We start from the raw sequence: 18,443 nt of genomic DNA, 5'->3' as shown, positions 1-18,443 counted from the left end.
ATTTATTTCAGGAGCTATTTCCCGCTGCAACCTGCCTGCCGGCAGGCAGGTCGGGGCTAATTAAAAAAACATGAATTTAATACTAGAAACCAACCGACTTATACTACGTCCGCTCGAATTAACTGATGCCGAGGCGATGTTTGACATGGATAAAAATCCCGAAGTACACAAATACCTTTGGCAAACTCCGGTACAACAAATTGACGAAGTCATCAAAGTCATCGAGTACGTTCGCGGGCAATATGAAAGAAACAACATAGGGCGTTTTGCCACAATTGTAAAAGAAACCGGCGAATTCATTGGCTGGACAGGCATCAAATTTGTAGACGACCATGTAGAAAACGGCAATACCAATTTCTACGATTACGGCTATCGCTTAAACGAGAAATTTTGGAACAAAGGTTACGCCACCGAAGCTTCAAAAGCATGGTTAGACTACGGTTTTAACCAAATGAAAATTGACAAAATGAACGCTTATACGCACTCAGAAAACGGTGCCTCAAACCATATTTTACAAAAAGTCGGACTCAAATTCATGGAAGAATATCCCGATAAAGACGGTGTGATTTGGAAATGGTGGCAGATGGAAAATCCTTTAAAAAAAGAAAAGAGATAAGAGACGAAGAGATGAGAGACTAAAATCTAACATCTATTATCTATCTGTCTATAACATATAATCCAACAATCTAAATGAAAACCGTAAAAATAGCAGGCGTTCCCGAACATTTCAACTTGCCTTGGCATTTGTGTATCGACAATGGCGAATTTGACCAAGCCGGTATCGACCTACAATGGACCGACGTTCCGGAAGGCACAGGTAAAATGTGTCAAATGCTACGCGATGGCGAAACCGATATTGCCGTGATTTTGACTGAAGGCATCGTAAAAGATATCGTTAGTGGCAATCCAAGTTCCATTGTACAGGTTTATGTGGAAAGTCCGCTGATTTGGGGAATACACGTTGGTGCCGGTTCTTCTTACCAAACTTTAACCGATTTAGAAAACACCAAAGCCGCTATTTCGCGCTATGGTTCCGGTTCGCATTTGATGTCGTATGTCAATGCCCAAAATCAAAATTGGGACACGGAAAAACTGCAATTCGAAATTGTCAACACCATTGACGGCGCAGTCGAAGCGTTAACCAACGGCTCAGCCGATTATTTCATGTGGGAGCGTTTTATGACCAAACCCTTAGTAGACAAAGGTATTTTTCGCCGCGTTGCCGATTGCCCAACACCTTGGCCTTGTTTTGTAATTGCGGTGCGAAACGAATTCTTAGAAAACAACTTTCAAACGGTTGATTTGATTTTAGACATTATCAATAATACTACCGCCGATTTTAAAGATATTCCAAGCATTGACCGAACTTTGGCTTTGAAATACCACCAAAAATCAGAAGATATTCAAGAATGGCTATCGCTTACCAAATGGTCGCAAAAATCTTTAACAGAAAATGTGTTAAACAAAATTCAAAATCAGTTGTTTGACCTCAAAATTATAGATAAAAAAGGTACTTTTGCTGAAATCGTGAAAGCCGTCTAGCTTTTGCCTTTGGCAATATGATAAAAATAGGAAATCTTACTTATCAGCAACTGAAAGAAAAATTCAGGATAAAAAGTCCGTGGGACATGATAATCATTTTTATCTTGAATATCCTGATAACCATCCCTATTTTTATCATTCTACACCACAACTTAGCCACACTAGATTGGTTTTTTCACATTGACAGGGTTGTACTCTTTATCTTTATTCTCCTGATAATTCAATTGATTTTAAGAGCCATGAGAAGGGTTACTTTGATTTCAGTCATGCTCTATTTTATAGTGCTATTGTATGGAACACTTTCGGGAAAATATGGGTTTGAACGCGTGTATGAAGACTATCGTTCTATGATTTATACTATGAATGAAGATCCTTATCCGCAGGATATTATCGTTTCAAAACTGCTGCCGTTTCCCAACAAAACTAAAATCCTGGATGCCATTGAATACCAAAATCCAAAAATCAGAAACTTTGCCATCATGGCAACTTCTAAGCATTTTAAAAATGTAAAAGGTTACCATGAGTACTTTACCCTAATTCAATCTTTTGCTGTTTTTAAAGAAATCAATACCCGTTGGTATTATGTAAGTGACCCTAAAGGACATGACTACATTGCCAATGCTACCGAGTCGCTGCAATATTTGTCGGGTGATTGTGATGACCATTCTATATTTATGGTGGCCTGCATCAAATCTATCGGTGGCACTACCCGTTTGATCCATACCAAAGGCCATATTTATCCCGAGATTTACATTGGCACCAAAAAGGATTTGGAAAAAATTAATTATGCCATCAAAAAAATCCTTTTCCCTTTAGAAAGTAAAAACAAACCAATCAATTACCACATTGACGAACGCGGAAACATTTGGTTAAATCTTGATTATACGGCTAAATATCCGGGCGGACCGTTTATGAATGAAGAAATTTTGGGTGCTTTGACTTTAGATTAATTCTTTTTTGAATTTATAATTACTAAAAATTTTATTTACTATATTCGTTTCAACTAAAATGACCCTAATGAAAAAGTTACTTAGTCTGTTACTATTGGTTTCTATGGCCTCACAAGCCCAGGAAACTTCCCCTTTGGACAACAAGAAAAATGAATTCAGAGTTGATTTGTTGTCAGCTTTGGTTTGGCAAAAAGCCAGTTTGAGTTACGAACGCTTTTTCGGTGGTAATTTTTCGACCGGTTTCAATGTCAATTTTTCAGACAGCAACAGGTTGAATGAAGATTTTGACAATGGCTACCGAAATAATGTCCCTAAATTTGAGTTCAATCCTTATGTAAGATACCAATTGTCAAAAGGGAAAAGAAGTTTTTACTTTGCCGAGGTTTTTGGTTCCTATAACAGTGGCGATTTCAAAGAAATTGTTCGAATGACGGATGGAAGTGGCAACGGTTATTACACCACCGAAAAATCAAAATACAGTGATTTTGGTTTGGGTGGCGGTTTGGGTTACAAAATGTATATTAAAGATGCTTTTGTTATAGAGTTTTTAGCCGGATTCGGTTCTAACTTAACCAACCGCGATAAAAGCCCAGATGTGATTTCCAGAGTAGGATTTAATTTAGGTTACCGATTTTAATTCGTAAAAACATGAAAAAACTATCATACCTCGCTTTGTTATTTTTTGCAACCTTATTTACCCGTTGCGATACCAATGACGATACTTTCTATAAAACCATTTATGTCGAAGCCGGCAATAACATCGTAACATTTCCTGCCGCTACATTATACAATGTTGGTGATTATCTGTATGTTCAAGCTGATATTCCAAGATACATGCCTGAACCCGGACAAACTGATTTATTAGACATATACAAAACCTCCGGAAATGCAACCGCTTTTGCCTTTTCTTATGTAATCGAAAGAAAAATAAATGCTACCGATTGGGAAGTAGTAACCGTTAACGATAGCCAACTGGACATTGATGCGGGAGAAGCTCAAAATGGTGCTTATGTTTATGGTATTTGCGAATACAATTCGGTTGATGAATATTACCGTTATGATGTTGGTTTCCCTTTACTAACTGCCGGAAACTACCGATTGTCCTTTGGCTACAACAGTGCATCAAACAATAGCGTTGAATTGATTTCACAAAGTTCGACTAAAAACCTCATTGTCAATATCAATGCGGCTGTTTCAAACCTTGATGGTAATGGCTTTTTTTATTTCAATGTAAACTAAACTACCATTGGATTTCGGCTTTGCCAATACTTTGCAAATAAGCATTGGTTTTACTGAAATGTTTGTTGCCGAACCACAATCCGCGATTGGCGCTCAGCGGTGAGGGATGACCGGTTTCCAGAACATGATGCTTGTTGCGGTCGATTTTGGCACCTTTCTTTTTGGCAAATCCGCCCCAAAGTAAAAACACTGTGTTCTCTTTTGCGTCGGATATTTTTTTAATCACCGCGTCGGTAAAAGTCTCCCAACCCTGATTTTGATGGCTTCCAGCTTCACTTTCTCTAACAGTTAGCGTGGCGTTGAGCAATAAAACACCTTGGTCAGCCCAGCGTTCTAAATTTCCCGAAATAGGAATAGGCAACTCTAAATCGGTTTGAATTTCTTTAAAAATATTAATCAACGATGGCGGAAAAGCTATTCCATCATTCACAGAAAAACACAAACCATTGGCTTGCCCAAAACCATGATACGGGTCTTGACCTATGATAACGACTTTGACTTTATCAAACGGACAGTGGTCGAAAGCAGAGAAGATTTGAGTACCAATAGGAAAACATTTATGAGTGGCATATTCGCTTTTGACAAAAGTGGTGAGTTTCTCAAAATAAGGTTTTTCAAACTCATCGGAAAGTTGGTCATGCCAAGAAGAATGCATTTTGATTAACATCTCATAAAATTTTACCAAAAATACTATTTTCTGTTGCAATATGGATTTTATCCTTTGTAACTTTGAACCAAAGACACTGATTGAATGATATCGATTACAGATAAAACACTAAAGGATTTAGAATTTAACACCATTTTGCAAACCATTTCAGATCGATGTAACACTGAAATCGGGAAACAAAAAGCTTTGGAAATCGTTCCTTTTAAAAACAAAGAAACTTTGATGGATGCGTTGTTGCAAACATCGGAATACTTATCCTCTTTTACCAATAACAACGCCATTCCGAATCACGGATTTGAAAATATTTCGCATGACATTAAATTCTTAGCCATTGAAGACAGTTTCCTGGAAGTAGGCAGTTTCAGAAAAATGGCTACGTTGTCAGAAACAGTAAATGTCTTATTGTTGTTTTTGAAAAAGTTCAACGATTATTATCCAAAGCTTAATGAAAAGGCTACTCAGATAGAATACACCAAATACATCATCCAAAAAATTGACGAAGTCGTTGATAAATATGGTGAAATCAAAGACAATGCTTCACCGGATTTAATCAATATCCGCCGAGACATGAGTTTAGTTCGAGGCAAAGTCAACCAAAGTTTTGGTCAGGCGATGAGTCAATACAACGGTTTGGGTTATTTGGATGAAATCAAAGAAAGTTTCGTGGAAAACCGACGCGTTTTAGCTGTTTTAGCGATGTATCGCCGCAAAGTGAAAGGTTCCATTTTGGGCAGCTCCAAAACCGGAAGTATTGCCTATATCGAACCTGAAGCGACTTTGCGTTATTCGAGAGAATTGAGTAATTTGGAGTATGAAGAACGCGAAGAAATCACTAAGATTCTGAAGAAGTTATCGAATGATATTCGGCCATTTATTGATTTATTAAAACAATACCAAGACTTTCTGAGTGACATTGATGTGGTTTCGGCTAAAGCCAAATATGCTCGTAAAATCAATGCGATTTTGCCCCATATCATCGAAGAAAAACGATTGTTCTTTCGAGATGCCTTCCATCCTATTTTGTTTTTGAACAATTTGGAAAAAAAGGAAAAAACATTTCCACAGACCATTGAATTGAATGATCAAAGTCGGATTATAGTAATTTCCGGTCCGAATGCCGGTGGAAAAACCATTTCGCTGAAAACTGTTGGATTGCTTCAGTTAATGTTGCAATGTGGGATTTTGATTCCGGTACACGAACGAAGCGAGACGTTTTTATTTGACAGAATCCTAACGGATATTGGCGACAACCAATCGATAGAAAACCATTTGAGCACCTATAGTTATCGATTGAAGAATATGAATTACTTTTTGAAAAAATGTAATGCTAAAACTTTGTTCTTGATTGATGAATTCGGAACGGGTTCTGACCCTGAATTGGGTGGCGCTTTGGCGGAGATTTTCTTGGAAGAATTCTATCATCGAGAAGCATTCGGAATTATAACGACGCATTATTCCAATTTAAAGATTTTGGCCAATGAATTGCCTTTTGCTTCCAATGCCAACATGCTTTTTGACGAAAAATCATTGGAACCGATGTACAAATTGATTTTGGGACAAGCCGGAAGTTCTTTCACTTTTGAAGTTGCACAGAAAAACGGTATTCCTTATGGCTTGATTAATCGCGCTAAGAAGAAAATTGAAAGCGGAAAAGTGCGCTTTGACAAAACCATTGCCACTTTGCAAAAAGAACGTTCAAAGCTTGAAAAAACGTCTTTAAACCTCAAAGAAGAAGAAACTAAAGCGCGTGAAGAAAGCAAAAAGATGGAAAGCATCAATGCCAAGATTCAGGACAAGTTGGAGCGTTATCAGGAATTATACGATGCCAACCAGCGCTTGATTTATATGGGGCAAAAAGTAGATGATATTTCGGAGAAGTACTTCAATAATAAAGATAAAAAAGTCTTGATTGGAGAATTCTTAAAAATTGTGGAAATCGAAAACTCCAAACGCAAAAAAGCTTCGGTTAAAGAGAAAAAAGAGATTGAAATCATTCAGAAAAAAGTAGTTGAGGAAGTCAAAGTCAAAGTAGAAGAAATTCGAAAAGAAAAGAAAGAGAAGAAAATCAAAGCCCAAAAACTAGAAGCTGAAAAACCCAAAGTAACATTGAAAATTGGCGACCGCGTTCGAATGGTTGACGGAAAAGCTATTGGCACCATTGACAAGATTGAAAAGAACAAAGCTGTTGTAAATTATGGCGTCTTTACTTCTAAAGTGAGTTTGGAACAATTAGAATTTGTACAAAACAAGTAATATGGAAATAGCCGACTTGCCCAATGACAAAAAGATAATCCTGTTTGACGGTGTTTGCAATCTTTGCAATGCCTCGGTTCAGTTTGTGATTAAGCATGATAAAAAAGATGTTTTCCGATTTGTTGCGCTTCAATCTGAATTGGGCCTAAAAATCATTAAGCACATTGGCATTGATATTAAAAATACAGACAGCATTGTTTTGTATGAACCTACAAAAGCTTACTATTACAAATCGGTAGCCGCTTTAGAAATTATAAACGAGTTTGGCGGAATTTACACGTTGCTTAGAATCTTTACGATATTCCCAAAATTCATCGCTGATTTTGTTTATGACTTTGTGGCCAAGAATCGTTACAAATGGTATGGCAAACAGGAAGCTTGTATGATTCCGACACCTGAACTTAAAGCCAAATTCTTAGTATGACAATTATCATACTACATCCGAATTTATCATTGTAGTTTTGATAAACTCTAATTGATAAATCATGATTTCTCTAAACATTCCTTTGTATTCTTGGGACAATGGTGCATTTATTATGATAGGTATTTTTGCCCTCGTAATAGTAGCGCTCGTAGCCACCGTTTTGCTGATGATGAACAGTAAGAATAAAAAAAACGACTAAGTTTCCTTAGTCGTTTTTTGTTATATTGAAGTGTAAGATTATTGTTTTACAACTTTCTTTACGGCAACACCTTGATCTGTAGTGATTGTCATCATGTAAATTCCTGCAGCTAAATCGCTAACAGAAACTTGACCTTCAGTAGCATTCACGTTTGCTGTTTTAACCACTCTTCCGTTTAAGTCAGCCATCTCAATTGTACTAACTACAGCATTAGCTTCATTAGTAAAATTAATAACGTTGTTTGACGGATTTGGATGAACAGAGAATTTAGAAGTTAAATAATCATTAGTTCCAAGAACAGAAGAGAAGTTAATAGAATCTAAACGCATAGTAGCTACAGCTTGAGCAGTAGAGATATCGTTAAATCCAAAATAATAAATACCTGTAGCTGGCGCTGTGTAAGTAGCTGTAAATTGCGTGTATGTTGGATTATTCAAAGCTGCATTAGCCCAAAGTTGTGTAGTTTGTGCGGCTTGAAGTGCATCGTTACCTACTGTAAGTCTCAAACTTCTTACTGTAGCACATCTAATCCAAAAAGTGATCGTTACTGCTTCATTTGCTTGTAATGAAAAAGGAGCTGTAAATAACCAGTTGTTAGAAGCTGCTGTAGCATTGGTGTTAAATATCCAATAGAAATTACCTGATTGAGCATTAGCCGGAGCGTTAGCACTTAATCCATAAGAACCATTACCAAAAGTAGTCATACCCACTAACTCAGGAGTAGTTTCAAAACCAACTACTTGTGGACAAACTTTGGCAGTTGTAAAAGCAGATGTAGTATTCCAAGTACTGAAACCACCTAATCCACAATTAGTACGGATAAAATAAGAGTAAGGAGTAGAAGCTGCTAATCCAGGGATAGTGATAGAGTTAGTAGCTGTAGTTAATACAGTACCTGCTCCTTGAGCAAATCCTAATGGTCCATATTCAACTTCATAACCTTGTGGTGTACCTGAAGCAGCTGTCCAATTAAGAGTAACTGAATTTGTTGCAATGTTTGTTGGAGCATTAACAGTATTCACAGGAAAACAAGACACTCCTGTAAAAGCAACTGTAAAATCAAAACCTGCTGCAGACCATCTGTTATCCCATTGAATGTAATAAGTTGTTCCTGTAGATACATCAAATGTTAAAAGTGTTAAGTAGTTTGTAGCATCGATGTCATCACTACCATCAACACATGTTAATGTACCACAAGTACCTGTATAAACAGAAAGTCTGGTATCATCACTAAATGTTGGAGCAACATTCTGAGCTAAGTCAGAACTGATAGTCACTTGTCCGTTTCCTGTAGCAGTAAAAGAATACCACATTCCTAAAGGACCTGTAGCCAACTCACCGTTAACATTGTTACAAGCTAATTGATAAGTTCCTGTCAAAGCGGGAACTGTAGTAGTTGAACCGTCTGTAACGGCAACTGCAGTTGCACATGAAGTTTGAGCATTCGCACTCACAAAACCGGCAACCGTAAAGAATAAAAGTAAAAGTTTTTTCATAAATATAATTTTATTAAGTTTCAAGAAAACAAATTTAGTAAAGTATTTCAAATATCATAGTTTTTTAACTATCTTTTTCCCATTTGCCTACAACTGAAGTTGCAATGGCATTTCCCAACACATTGGTTGCACTTCTGAACATGTCACAAAAGTGGTCTATTGGTAAAATCAAAGCTATGCCAACTTCGGGAATCTTAAACATTCCACAAGTGGCTGCCACCACTACCAAACTCGCTCTCGGGACACCAGCGATACCTTTACTGGTAAGCATTAAGACCAACAGCATGGTCATTTGGGTTCCGGTATCCAAGTGAACACCATAAGCTTGCGCGATAAAAATACTGGCAAAAGTCATGTACATCATACTGCCATCCAAATTAAAGGAATAACCCAATGGCAACATAAAAGAAACAATCTTATCTTTTACTCCAAATCGCTCTAATTCTTCGGTCAATTTGGGGAAAACCGCCTCACTGCTCGTTGTACCGAAAGCAATGACTAACGGACTCATGATTCGCTTCAACAATGTAGTCATGTGCCCTTTTAAAAACAAATAGCCCACCAACAACAAAACAATCCAAAGCGTTCCTATTCCAATTAAAAAAGAACCGAAAAAATAAAGGTAAGTCGTAATTAATTCCCAAAAATCAATCATAGCCAAAACACTTGCTATGGCTCCGAATACTCCAAACGGAGCAAATTTCATCACATAATTCACCATCTTTAAAATGATGTGCGAAGTTTTATCCAAAGCATTGATAACCGGCTTGGCATGAGAACCTATTGAAGCGGCAGCCAATCCGAAAAAAATGGAGAAAATTACAATTTGTAAAATTTCATTGGTAGCCATGGCTTCAACGACACTTTTGGGAATGATGTGTTCTACAAAGTTCTGCGCTGAAAAGCCTTCTGTTTTTTGAACAATTTCTGAAGCTTTGTCGGTGTCTAAATTAGGTAACTTTATGTTTTTTCCCGGTTCTAAAACATTGACCCAGAACATTCCTATTAGTAATGAAATAAAAGAAGCAGTAAAAAACCATCCTAAAGCTCTTCCGCCTATTCGCCCAACCGATTTGATATCACCCAATTTGGCTATACCTACAACCAAAGTAGTAAAAACCAAAGGCGCAATAATCATTTGAACCAAACGGATGAATATAGTGGCTAATAATTTAATGTTTTTGCTAAACGTTTCTCTCGTACTCTCATCAAAATTCTTGAAAACAAAGACGCCCAAAATCGCTCCAAGGACCACGGCGATTAGAATCTGAAAAGTAAGATTGGCTAATAATGATTTTTTGGTAGTTTCAGTTGTCTCCATTTATTATTGATAAGTTTTGTTTAGTAAATAAAAATCGGCTAAGACTAAGGCTGCCATAGCCTCTACAATCGGAACCGCTCTTGGTACTACACAAGGATCATGTCTGCCTTTGCCTTGCTGCTCCACTATAGTATTTTGATTGGTTAACACTTCTTGTTTCTGAATTAAAGTGGCTACCGGTTTGAAAGCCACTCTGAAATAAATATCCATGCCGTTTGAAATCCCGCCTTGTATTCCACCGGAAAGATTGGTTTTTGTCGTGCCGTCTTCGTTGTATAAGTCGTTATGCTCACTGCCTTTCATTTGTGCACCGCAAAATCCGCTACCGAATTCAAATCCTTTCACGGCATTAATTGACAACATGGCCTTGCCTAATTCGGCGTGAAGTTTATCAAAAACGGGTTCCCCTAAACCTATCGGCACATTTTGAATTACACAGGTAATGGTTCCGCCAACGGTGTCGCCTTCTTTACGAATTTCTTTGATATAGTTTTCCATTTTTTCGGCTGTAGCCAAATCGGGGCAACGAACCGCATTGGTTTCTATGAAAGAGAAATCCAAATCCTGATAGGGTTTGTCTATAAAAATAGCCCCTACCGAAGAAACGAAAGCATTGATTTTGATAGTGCTTAAAACTTGTTTGGCAACCGCACCGGCAACTACTCTGCAAGCCGTTTCACGCGCCGAACTTCTTCCGCCACCACGATAATCGCGGATGCTGTATTTTTTTTCATACACATAATCGGCATGACTCGGTCGGTAACTGTCTTTAATATGAGAGTAGTCATCTGACTTCTGATTGGTATTGGGAATGATAAACCCAATTGGAGTTCCTGTTGTTTTACCTTCAAAAATGCCTGAAAGAAATCGGACTTCATCTTCTTCCTTTCTTTGGGTCACTATAGCGGACTGACCGGGTTTTCTACGTTGCATTTCTAATTGAATGGCATCCAAATCAATGTTTAATCCTGCAGGACAACCATCAATGATTCCGCCAAGTGCTTCACCGTGAGATTCTCCAAAAGTACTCAGTCTGAAAAGTGTTCCGTAACTGTTTCCGGCCATAGGGTTATGTTTTAAACAAATATAGTTTTTTGCAACTATTTATCGAAATTTGGCATAAGATTATTTAATTTTATCTGAATAGAAATTTTATAACTTTTAACAAATATTATGTAAACCCTTAACAAATTATTGCTTTACCTTTGTTTTAGTAGAATTGTTACTACAATTTCGATTTTATTATTTAACAAAAACAAAAATTAATTCAAGAATTATGAAAAAATTATTTCTAAGTGCCATTATGCTAGTAGGATTAGCATTCAGCACACAAGCTCAAGACATTTCGAAAAATGCATTAGGACTGCGTTTAGGTGACAATGACGGTTTTGGTGGTGAAGTATCTTACCAAAGAGGTTTATCAAAAAACAACCGTTTAGAATTAGACTTAGGTTGGAGAAACAGCAAAAATGTTGATGCATTCAAATTAGTTGGTTTGTACCAGTGGGTTTGGAACATAGACGGTGGTTTCAACTGGTACGCCGGTCTTGGTGGTGGTGTAGGAAGCTGGAGTTATGACCAAGGCGGTTTTAGCGATAGTGGAACAATCATTCTTGCGGCTGCAGATTTAGGTATAGAATATAACTTTAAAGAAGCTCCTATTCAATTGTCATTGGATTTCAGACCTGAATTCTATTTAAACTCTGAAGATTACAGAGAAGACAGTTTTGGTCCGGACATCGCCTTAGGTATCCGTTACAGATGGTAATCTTATAACCTATAACATAAAAAAATCCCACCTTAATCGGTGGGATTTTTTATTTAAACAAAATTGGTTTCTTAGAATTGATTTTGATAATCGTATATGGAAATATTATGCTATCATCGGCTAAATCAGGTTCGGTACTTTTTTGAGTGTCTTTGACATAGACTTCAATGTTGGTTTCGGTCTCCACCACTCTTTCCACCTTAATACGATTGTAACTTTCCTTTGTAGGTCCCGAATTTAAAATGATAAAGCTACTATTTGTAGTGTCTTCTTTTTTGATTTTTTTACGTAACGTTTCATCACCAAGCAGCATCATGATTTCCTTTGGCTCGGTTAATATTTCATAAAACTTAATGTTGGCACCGCCATCATCATTGGTTGTTAGCACTTCATATAATGGTTTGACAGCCACATCTTTTTTAGACGAACAAGAAGCTAAAAATAAAACTAAAAGTAGCGGGATTGCTTTTCTCATTTGGTATTGTTTATGGCTTGAATATACAAATTTTCATAAAGCGGAAGGATGTTTTTGATGTCAAATTGTTTGGCTACATTCAAGGCGTTTTCTCTGAATTCTTGGAGTGTTTCATCATTGGCAAGTATTTTCAAAGCATTTTCAGCCATACTGTCAACATCACCCACATCGCTTAAATATCCCGAAATACCGTCAAAATTTACTTCAGGTAAACCACCTGAATTACTTGAGATTACAGGAACACTCCAGGCCATGGCTTCCAAAGCGGCCAACCCGAAACTTTCGGTTTCTGAAGGCAATAAAAACAAATCAGAAAAAGATAAAATTTGGTCAATCTCATTGCTGTTGCCAAAGAAAATCACTTTGTCTTGTATGCCCAATTCGTTACACAATTGCTCCGCTCTCGCCTTTTCGGGACCATCACCTACCATCATTAACTTGGCAGGGATTTTCTGCTGGATTTTATAGAAAATTTTGATAATATCCGGAATGCGTTTTACCCTTCTGAAATTACTAATGTGGGTCACGATACGTTCTTCTTTTTGAGCCATTACCGAGCGCTGACACGAAATTAAATTCTCATTTCTGTGTTTGTCCAGTTCAATAAAATTCGGAATCACATGAATTTCTTTCTTGATATTGAACAAGTTATAAGTATCGTCTTTTAAGCTTTGTGAAACTGAAGTCACAACATCTGATTTGTTGATACTAAAACTCACCGCCGGTTTATAAAACGGATGATTTCCCACCAAAGTAATGTCCGTTCCATGTAGTGTCGTGACCATCGGAATAATAATGCCTTCATCTTTCAACATTTGCTTGGCCATGTAACCGGCATAAGCATGCGGAATAGCATAATGCACATGCAACAATTCAATTTTATAAAGCTTCACCATGTCTACCAACTTACTCGATAAAGCCAATTCATATGGTTGGTAATGAAACAACGGATATTCGGGAACGTTTACTTCGTGGTAATGTACATTGGGATTCAAAAGTGCCAAACGCACCGGTTGTCGGTAGGTAATAAAATGGATTTCGTGACCGCGATGGGCCAATTCGAGTCCGAGTTCTGTGGCTACTACACCGGAACCTCCAAAAGTAGGATAACAAACAATTGCAATTTTCATATTGTATTTTTCGTATCACGAAATTAAGGAAAATACAAACGCTATATGGTAAAAAAGAGTTAAAGATTACTTCTCAAGAATCGCTTCCTGAACCGCTTTCTGAATGTCTTCGCGGATGTTTTCTTTCGATAAGGTGTTGGGCAAATTAGAATCCGGGAAAGTTCTATTGGATAAAAACACATAAACAATCTCGGTCTCAGGATCAGCCCAAGCAATGGTTCCCGTAAAACCGGTATGCCCAAAACTCGACATTGATACACAACCGCAAGTTGGGCCGCCACCACTGATTTGCGGTTTGTCAAAGCCTAAACCACGACGGTTACCCTGTGGACAAAACCAGCAAGTATTGAAAATATTAAAGGTCTCTGGTGAAAAATACTGTACGCCGCCATAATTCCCTTTTTGAAGGTACAGTTGCATCATTTTGGCCACATCCAAAGCATTTGAAAAAATACCTGCATGACCGGCAACGCCACCTTCCATAGCAGCTTCCATATCGTGTACATATCCTTGAATGGTGTCATGACGGAAATAGGTATCGATTTCAGTCGGTACAATAACACTTTTGTCAAACTTTGAAAGAGGATTGTACAACGTATTGTTCATCCCTAGCGTTTTGTAGAAATTGTCATAAGTGAGTTGGTCCAATGATTTTCCGGTAACTTTTTCCAAATATTTTTTGAGGATAATAAACGTAAAATCGCTGTACTTGTATTCTTTTTTGTCAATGAGCGGACTGTTGATGATTTGCTTCATGATAGTATCATGGTAATCATCGCGCAGGTACAAACTATCGGAAACTCTTTTGGTAAAACCTTCAGTAAACACTTTTCGATAATATTTCTCCATGGGTTGTTTAGTCGAATCAACAGTGGCTTTGTAAAACGGAATCCATGCTTGCATTCTGCCATAGTGTGACAACAGCTCTTTGAAAGTAATCGGTTGTTTATTGGAACCTATAAACAGGGGCAACATTTCACCCAAATTAGTTTCCAAAGTCACTTTTTGAGTGTCATATAATTGCATCACGTTGGGCAAAGTGGCTACCATTTTGGTCAAAGAAGCCACGTCATACAAATCGGAATTCTTTATTTTAATTTGGTTGTCATAGGTTTGGTGACCAAAAGATTTCTGGTAAATCACTTTGCCTTTTCGAGCGACCAAAACCTGCATGCCCGGTGCCATTTTACCATCAATGGCTTTATAGGCTAACTTTTCAATTTGGTTCAATTTTTCCGAACTCATGCCTACGTTTTCGGGTGTGGTAAAACCCAAACGATTCAATTTTTCGGTAAACAAACCATCACCGGCACTAAAAGAGCCATTGATAGAAACGGGAAGCTTTCCTTTGGAAACAACAGCACCAAAAATCAATTCGGCTGAAACTTCCTGAGCCACATCGCCATTTTGATAAGAGACTATCACGCCCTCAATAGCTTCAAAATTCGCAATCTTAGACAAAGAATACGGTTTGGCAAAACAATCGATGATGACTTTCTTTTTAACCGCAATCGAATCAATCAATTGTAGTTCTGAAGCAGTCAATTCTGGTGATTTCCACCATGTTTTATCTGATTTGTGGTAACCAATGATAACCGTTTCATAATCGGTTAATTTAGTTAGTAACGAATCTAAATTGGCGTCAAAAACTTCGTTGACTTCAGTATATTTTTTTAGGGTACTAACGAAAGAACTATTGCTGTCGTCACCCAGTTTTATATAAGCAATTTTTTGGTTCAGATTTTTAATCGGTAAAATAGCGTCCTGATTTTTAACCACTGTAATCGCATTTTCATACAGCTCATATTGCAAACTCAGATTGGATTTCGGATTCAAATCATGAAACAAATTAATTTCTTCAACAGGTTCGTATTTATTCAAACCGGCTTTGAATTTGTAACGCAAAATCTTCTTTACTGATTCGGCCAAACGGCTTTCTGAAATTTGTCCTTCCTGATAAGCCACACAGATTTTTTCTACGGCTAACGGTACATTTTCGGCAAAAAGCAAAATATCATTTCCGGCTAAAAACGCTTCTAAGTCGATATCGCCGGGCTTTTTGAAATTACTCGCGCCTTTCATATTTAAAGCATCAGTAAAAATCAAACCGTCAAAACCGAGATCGTTTTTCAATAAATTGGTTACAACCGGTTGCGAAATAGACGTAGGATAACCTTCTCTCGGTTCCAAACTCGGCACATTCAAATGCGCTACCATTACAGACACCAAACCTTCGTCAAACATTCTTTTGTAGGGATACAATTCTACTTTTTCTATATGTTCCAATGAAGCGTTAACCACCGGCAAAGCGTGATGAGAATCGGTTGAAGTATCGCCATGACCCGGAAAGTGTTTTCCGGTAGAGAAAATGCCTTGCCTTTGTACACCTTTCATAAAAGCAATGGCGTGTTCAGTTACATTGACTTTATTTTCCCCAAAAGAACGATATCCGATAATGGGATTTTTAGGATTGGTATTGATATCTAAAACGGGTGCAAAATTGAAGTGCACACCCATTCTTTTGCTTTCATTGGCCATAGCCACACCCACTTTCTCCACCAATTTCAAATCGCGAATAGCGCCAAGCGTCATGTTAAAAGGATAGCGAAAAGTAGAATCCAAACGCATGCTCATTCCCCATTCGGCATCAATTCCGATGAACAATGGTACTTTGGATAAAGCTTGGTATTTATTGGTCAAACGCGATTGTCTTTTGGGTCCGCCTTGAAAGAAAATCAAACCACCGATTTTGTATTCACTGACCAACTTTTCTATTTCAGCTACATGAGCCGCATCTTTGTTGGAATAAGCTGCCACCATAAATAGTTGGCCTACTTTTTCGTTAAAAGTCATTTGGTTGTAAATGCTATCTACCCAAAGGGTTTCTGCTTCCGTCTCGGGGAAAAAGTTTTTTCGTTCGGATTTGATGTGCGGAATATAGATTTCTTCGTCTTCAATGCCGACTTTGCTCAAGTTTACGACGCTCTTTTTATTCTTGGTACTCGAACAATTCGCTACCAAGAATAAGAGTGCTATGAATAAACCTATTCTGAACAAAAACTGCTTCATCAAAAATGGAGATTAAAAGAAACGACTGTGCCAGCTCTCACCTGCAGGAACTTCCCAATTATCGTTGAACTCTTCGATAGAATTAACCAAATTATTAAAAACTATGGTATTGGCAGTAACTGCTTTTTCTTTGGCCATTCGTTTGAAATCGATTAAGGTTTTGTGGGCGATGTGTTCGCCGTTTTTGAACGTAACATTCATTTTATCGAGCAAATCGACTCCGTATTTTTGTTCCAAACTTTGGATAAAAGATACCGAGGAATCAATAGAACAACCCGTTGCTTGTTGCACTTCCTGATTGACGGCCAAAATTATAAATCGGTTGTACTTTAAAAGATAAGAAGCCTCCAGACCGGTTCCGTGAGCCGACCAATTTTCGATAAACGCTTTTAAGTCATTTTCGATTTCGATCATTTCGTCGTCTGAAAATTTGCGATTGGATGGGTAAATCCAAATTTTGGAATCTTCGGGTAAATTTTCAAAAGGAACGTACATAGGAATTACGAATTATAAATTATGAATTATAAATTATGAATTATAAATCTTGGGCATTGGCGATTAATTCGGCTACGTCCATTACTTTAACATTGGCTTCTTGTTCTTTGGCTTTAACACCATCAGTCATCATCGTGTTACAGAACGGACAACCGGCTGCTATGATTTCGGGTTGGGTTTCTAATGCGTCTTCGGTTCTTTCAATGTTTACCTCTTTGTTTCCCGGTTCGGCATCTTTGAACATTTGCGCACCACCGGCACCGCAACACAAACCATTGGCACGAGAACGTTTCATTTCGACCAATTCGGCATCTAATTTTTGGATTAAATTTCTTGGCGCTTCGTAAATATTATTGGCACGACCCAAATAACATGGGTCATGGAAAGTGATTCTTTTGCCTTTAAACTGTCCGCCTTCAATAGTTAATCGACCTGAATCTAAAAGTGATTTTAAAAACTCTGTATGGTGAACTACTTCGTAAGTTCCGCCCAATTCAGGGTATTCATTTTTTAAAGTATTAAAACAATGAGGACAAGCCGTTACGATTTTTTTAGCTTCATAAGCATTCAAAACCTCGATGTTCATCATGGCTTGCATTTGGAACAAAAACTCATTCCCGGCACGTTTCGCCGGATCACCTGTACAGCTTTCTTCGGTTCCCAAAACGGCAAACTCGACATTGGCACGATTTAAAATACGCACAAATGCTTTGGTAATTTTCTTTGCTCTGTCATCAAAACTACCGGCGCAGCCAACCCAAAATAATACTTCGGGTTGTTTGCCTTGAGCCATCATTTCTGCCATAGTTGGCACGTTTAATACTTCTGACATATAAATTTTAAATTTATGATATTAGATATTAAATATTTAAAATTTAATATCTAAAATCTAATATTTGATATTACTCATGGTGCTCGTCGTCGAACACTTGAATGGTTACTTCTTTGTCTACCAAATCGGTGAACTTTCCTCTGTAACGCGTAGCTTTCACCAAGTGATTATCAATCCAGTGGTAATTGCCGCCACGTGGTTTTCCCATTACCATTCCGTGGTATTTAAATCCGTGTTGTTTTAACCAACGTTCGGTATATTCTCTGTGTGCTTCGGTTCTTGAAGTGAAAAAGAATATAATATGCCCTTCATCATACCATTTATTTAAGGTAATTAATGCATCCGGATAAACCTCTGCAGTTAACATTCTTTCAGGCTCTTCATTTGGAATATCATCACAAATTGTTCCGTCAATGTCGATTAAATAATTTTTGATTCCTTCCGGTAAAATCGGACTTAAATGTTGCCCGTTTTCTGTGATGCTTTGCAGTTTTTTTTCAATGTCTTCCGCTTTCATTTTTTTACTTTTTATAGTGTTTCAAATTCATTCGACAAATCCTCAAGCCTCACAATTATGAGAATT

Annotated in this window: 19 protein-coding genes; 9 read left to right on the top strand and 10 right to left on the bottom strand. The window is 37.6% G+C overall.

What is annotated here, in order from left to right; translation table 11 throughout:
- Positions 1-70 precede the first annotated feature (70 nt).
- The 5 genes from ACK4HO_RS05620 (at position 71) to ACK4HO_RS05600 (ending at position 3,731) form a co-directional block, all read left to right on the top strand.
- Positions 71-616, top strand: a complete 546-nt coding sequence (locus tag ACK4HO_RS05620; RefSeq protein ID WP_409663762.1) for a GNAT family N-acetyltransferase — start codon at positions 71-73, stop codon at positions 614-616.
- A 74-nt stretch (positions 617-690) separates the two neighbouring features.
- Positions 691-1,542 carry a substrate-binding domain-containing protein gene (locus ACK4HO_RS05615; RefSeq protein ID WP_409663759.1) on the top strand — a complete coding sequence of 284 codons (852 nt, stop codon included), beginning with the start codon at positions 691-693 and terminating at the stop codon, positions 1,540-1,542.
- An 86-nt stretch (positions 1,543-1,628) separates the two neighbouring features.
- Positions 1,629-2,492: a transglutaminase gene (locus ACK4HO_RS05610; protein WP_409663756.1), complete on the top strand. Its 864-nt coding sequence runs from the start codon at positions 1,629-1,631 to the stop codon at positions 2,490-2,492.
- Between the two features lie 67 nt (positions 2,493-2,559).
- Entirely contained in the window at positions 2,560-3,129 is a 570-nt protein-coding gene (locus ACK4HO_RS05605; RefSeq protein WP_409663753.1) for a hypothetical protein, read from the top strand.
- Positions 3,130-3,140: 11 nt separating this feature from the next.
- Entirely contained in the window at positions 3,141-3,731 is a 591-nt protein-coding gene (locus tag ACK4HO_RS05600) for a hypothetical protein (protein WP_409663750.1), read from the top strand.
- Position 3,732: 1 nt separating this feature from the next.
- On the opposite strand, the gene ACK4HO_RS05595 is transcribed toward ACK4HO_RS05600, so the two are convergent.
- On the bottom strand, positions 3,733-4,398 hold the full coding sequence (locus ACK4HO_RS05595) for a uracil-DNA glycosylase (protein WP_409663747.1): 666 nt from the start codon (positions 4,396-4,398) through the stop codon (positions 3,733-3,735).
- A gap of 84 nt (positions 4,399-4,482) precedes the next feature.
- On the opposite strand from ACK4HO_RS05595, the gene ACK4HO_RS05590 reads away from it, so the two are divergent.
- The 3 genes from ACK4HO_RS05590 (at position 4,483) to ACK4HO_RS05580 (ending at position 7,274) form a co-directional block, all read left to right on the top strand.
- Complete coding sequence (locus tag ACK4HO_RS05590) at positions 4,483-6,651, top strand: endonuclease MutS2 (protein ID WP_409663744.1); 2,169 nt, start codon at positions 4,483-4,485, stop codon at positions 6,649-6,651.
- A 1-nt stretch (position 6,652) separates the two neighbouring features.
- Positions 6,653-7,075, top strand: coding sequence for a thiol-disulfide oxidoreductase DCC family protein (locus ACK4HO_RS05585; protein ID WP_409663741.1), 423 nt, complete (start codon positions 6,653-6,655; stop codon positions 7,073-7,075).
- 61 nt (positions 7,076-7,136) lie between these two features.
- The gene (locus ACK4HO_RS05580; protein ID WP_409663738.1) at positions 7,137-7,274 is read left to right on the top strand and encodes a hypothetical protein; all 138 of its coding nucleotides are present in this window, start codon (positions 7,137-7,139) and stop codon (positions 7,272-7,274) included.
- A gap of 38 nt (positions 7,275-7,312) precedes the next feature.
- Here ACK4HO_RS05580 and ACK4HO_RS05575 read toward each other — a convergent pair whose 3' ends face one another.
- From ACK4HO_RS05575 to aroC, 3 genes are all read right to left on the bottom strand, one after another.
- The gene (locus tag ACK4HO_RS05575; RefSeq protein WP_409663735.1) at positions 7,313-8,770 is read right to left on the bottom strand and encodes a T9SS type A sorting domain-containing protein; all 1,458 of its coding nucleotides are present in this window, start codon (positions 8,768-8,770) and stop codon (positions 7,313-7,315) included.
- A 64-nt stretch (positions 8,771-8,834) separates the two neighbouring features.
- Entirely contained in the window at positions 8,835-10,091 is a 1,257-nt protein-coding gene (locus ACK4HO_RS05570) for a dicarboxylate/amino acid:cation symporter (protein ID WP_409663731.1), read from the bottom strand.
- Positions 10,092-10,094: 3 nt separating this feature from the next.
- Positions 10,095-11,156 carry a chorismate synthase gene (gene aroC / locus ACK4HO_RS05565; protein ID WP_409663728.1) on the bottom strand — a complete coding sequence of 354 codons (1,062 nt, stop codon included), beginning with the start codon at positions 11,154-11,156 and terminating at the stop codon, positions 10,095-10,097.
- 211 nt (positions 11,157-11,367) lie between these two features.
- Here aroC and ACK4HO_RS05560 point away from each other — a divergent pair, with 211 nt between their 5' ends.
- Positions 11,368-11,859, top strand: a complete 492-nt coding sequence (locus tag ACK4HO_RS05560; RefSeq protein WP_409663725.1) for a hypothetical protein — start codon at positions 11,368-11,370, stop codon at positions 11,857-11,859.
- 49 nt (positions 11,860-11,908) lie between these two features.
- Here the strand turns inward: ACK4HO_RS05560 and ACK4HO_RS05555 are convergent, their stop codons facing one another.
- From ACK4HO_RS05555 to ACK4HO_RS05530, 6 genes are all read right to left on the bottom strand, one after another.
- The gene (locus tag ACK4HO_RS05555) at positions 11,909-12,334 is read right to left on the bottom strand and encodes a hypothetical protein (protein WP_409663723.1); all 426 of its coding nucleotides are present in this window, start codon (positions 12,332-12,334) and stop codon (positions 11,909-11,911) included.
- Positions 12,331-13,464, bottom strand: a complete 1,134-nt coding sequence (gene bshA / locus ACK4HO_RS05550) for an N-acetyl-alpha-D-glucosaminyl L-malate synthase BshA (RefSeq protein ID WP_409663720.1) — start codon at positions 13,462-13,464, stop codon at positions 12,331-12,333. The genes ACK4HO_RS05555 and bshA overlap by 4 nt, the downstream gene beginning before the upstream one ends.
- A 66-nt stretch (positions 13,465-13,530) precedes the next feature.
- Positions 13,531-16,533 (bottom strand): glycoside hydrolase family 3 N-terminal domain-containing protein, encoded by a 3,003-nt coding sequence (locus tag ACK4HO_RS05545; RefSeq protein ID WP_409663717.1) that lies wholly within the window; start codon positions 16,531-16,533, stop codon positions 13,531-13,533.
- 12 nt (positions 16,534-16,545) lie between these two features.
- The gene (locus ACK4HO_RS05540) at positions 16,546-17,028 is read right to left on the bottom strand and encodes an ABC transporter ATPase (protein ID WP_409663714.1); all 483 of its coding nucleotides are present in this window, start codon (positions 17,026-17,028) and stop codon (positions 16,546-16,548) included.
- Between the two features lie 40 nt (positions 17,029-17,068).
- The gene (locus tag ACK4HO_RS05535) at positions 17,069-17,860 is read right to left on the bottom strand and encodes a (Fe-S)-binding protein (protein ID WP_409663711.1); all 792 of its coding nucleotides are present in this window, start codon (positions 17,858-17,860) and stop codon (positions 17,069-17,071) included.
- A 70-nt stretch (positions 17,861-17,930) separates the two neighbouring features.
- Positions 17,931-18,377, bottom strand: a complete 447-nt coding sequence (locus ACK4HO_RS05530) for a phosphoheptose isomerase (RefSeq protein WP_171222504.1) — start codon at positions 18,375-18,377, stop codon at positions 17,931-17,933.
- Between the last annotated feature and the right edge of the window lie 66 nt (positions 18,378-18,443).

This window comes from Flavobacterium sp., assembly GCF_046296355.1.
In the GTDB taxonomy this organism is placed as follows: domain Bacteria; phylum Bacteroidota; class Bacteroidia; order Flavobacteriales; family Flavobacteriaceae; genus Flavobacterium.
Note: the sequence above shows the minus strand (reverse complement) of the source record. Positions and strands in the feature narration are given on the sequence as shown.

Bases quoted from the DNA above. Each gene is read 5' to 3' on its own strand.
- ACK4HO_RS05620 (WP_409663762.1), top strand. From the start codon at position 71: ATGAATTTAATACTAGAAACCAACCGACTTATACTACGTCCGCTCGAA.
- ACK4HO_RS05615 (WP_409663759.1), top strand. From the start codon at position 691: ATGAAAACCGTAAAAATAGCAGGCGTTCCCGAACATTTCAACTTGCCT.
- ACK4HO_RS05610 (WP_409663756.1), top strand. From the start codon at position 1,629: ATGATAATCATTTTTATCTTGAATATCCTGATAACCATCCCTATTTTT.
- ACK4HO_RS05605 (WP_409663753.1), top strand. From the start codon at position 2,560: ATGAAAAAGTTACTTAGTCTGTTACTATTGGTTTCTATGGCCTCACAA.
- ACK4HO_RS05600 (WP_409663750.1), top strand. From the start codon at position 3,141: ATGAAAAAACTATCATACCTCGCTTTGTTATTTTTTGCAACCTTATTT.
- ACK4HO_RS05595 (WP_409663747.1), bottom strand. From the start codon at position 4,398: ATGTTAATCAAAATGCATTCTTCTTGGCATGACCAACTTTCCGATGAG.
- ACK4HO_RS05590 (WP_409663744.1), top strand. From the start codon at position 4,483: ATGATATCGATTACAGATAAAACACTAAAGGATTTAGAATTTAACACC.
- ACK4HO_RS05585 (WP_409663741.1), top strand. From the start codon at position 6,653: ATGGAAATAGCCGACTTGCCCAATGACAAAAAGATAATCCTGTTTGAC.
- ACK4HO_RS05580 (WP_409663738.1), top strand. From the start codon at position 7,137: ATGATTTCTCTAAACATTCCTTTGTATTCTTGGGACAATGGTGCATTT.
- ACK4HO_RS05575 (WP_409663735.1), bottom strand. From the start codon at position 8,770: ATGAAAAAACTTTTACTTTTATTCTTTACGGTTGCCGGTTTTGTGAGT.
- ACK4HO_RS05570 (WP_409663731.1), bottom strand. From the start codon at position 10,091: ATGGAGACAACTGAAACTACCAAAAAATCATTATTAGCCAATCTTACT.
- aroC (WP_409663728.1), bottom strand. From the start codon at position 11,156: ATGGCCGGAAACAGTTACGGAACACTTTTCAGACTGAGTACTTTTGGA.
- ACK4HO_RS05560 (WP_409663725.1), top strand. From the start codon at position 11,368: ATGAAAAAATTATTTCTAAGTGCCATTATGCTAGTAGGATTAGCATTC.
- ACK4HO_RS05555 (WP_409663723.1), bottom strand. From the start codon at position 12,334: ATGAGAAAAGCAATCCCGCTACTTTTAGTTTTATTTTTAGCTTCTTGT.
- bshA (WP_409663720.1), bottom strand. From the start codon at position 13,464: ATGAAAATTGCAATTGTTTGTTATCCTACTTTTGGAGGTTCCGGTGTA.
- ACK4HO_RS05545 (WP_409663717.1), bottom strand. From the start codon at position 16,533: ATGAAGCAGTTTTTGTTCAGAATAGGTTTATTCATAGCACTCTTATTC.
- ACK4HO_RS05540 (WP_409663714.1), bottom strand. From the start codon at position 17,028: ATGTACGTTCCTTTTGAAAATTTACCCGAAGATTCCAAAATTTGGATT.
- ACK4HO_RS05535 (WP_409663711.1), bottom strand. From the start codon at position 17,860: ATGTCAGAAGTATTAAACGTGCCAACTATGGCAGAAATGATGGCTCAA.
- ACK4HO_RS05530 (WP_171222504.1), bottom strand. From the start codon at position 18,377: ATGAAAGCGGAAGACATTGAAAAAAAACTGCAAAGCATCACAGAAAAC.